The 627-nt window shown below is 59.7% G+C and carries 1 protein-coding gene; it reads right to left on the reverse strand.

What is annotated here, in order from left to right; translation table 11 throughout:
* Nucleotides 1-431 precede the first annotated feature (431 nt).
* The coding region (locus E4P82_RS20800) for a hypothetical protein (RefSeq protein WP_169250666.1) at nucleotides 432-627 on the reverse strand (196 nt) is incomplete at its 5' end.

A 627-nucleotide genomic window follows, 5' to 3' on the forward strand; every position in this document is an offset into this window, starting at 1 on the left:
AGTGCCACCACCNCCTACAGCTTCGGACCCAACACCCTGGCCTTTAAACTCAAGGGGGGCAGCAGTTTCGGCGAGCAGATGCCCTATTACGACCAATTCCCCTTGGGCGGCTTCCTCAATCTCTCCGGTTACGCCAACGAGCAGTTCCGCGGCAATGATATGGCTTTTGCCGGCCTGGCCTATTATCGCCAGATCGCCGCGCTGCCCCCGCCCATTGGCCGTGGCCTCTACCTGGGTGCCTCCCTGGAGGCTGGTTGGCTGTCGGAGGGCGTGATCCGCAACCCCGACACGGGTCAGAACGTGACCTTGAGTCCCGAGCAGAACGGTTACGGCGGAAGCGTCTTCTTCGGCTCGGACACCTGGATCGGCCCGGCCTTCCTGGGATTCGGGGTGTCGGGGTCGGGTGAGAGCGCCATCTATGTGCTGATCGGTCAGCCCTGAAACAGATTGGTGATCCATTGATAAGCACGTTTGAACTCCCCATTCGCATCTGAAGCGCTATCCATGCCTGAGTCGCCACCGGAGAAAACCATGCCTTTGATACTGACCGAAATCAGGGACACGATTGGCACCATCGTGATGAACCACCCACAAAAGCGCAATGCGCTCAGCGAGGCGCTGATCGAC

This window comes from Candidatus Competibacter phosphatis (genome assembly GCF_012939995.1).
Classification (GTDB): domain Bacteria; phylum Pseudomonadota; class Gammaproteobacteria; order Competibacterales; family Competibacteraceae; genus Competibacter; species Competibacter phosphatis.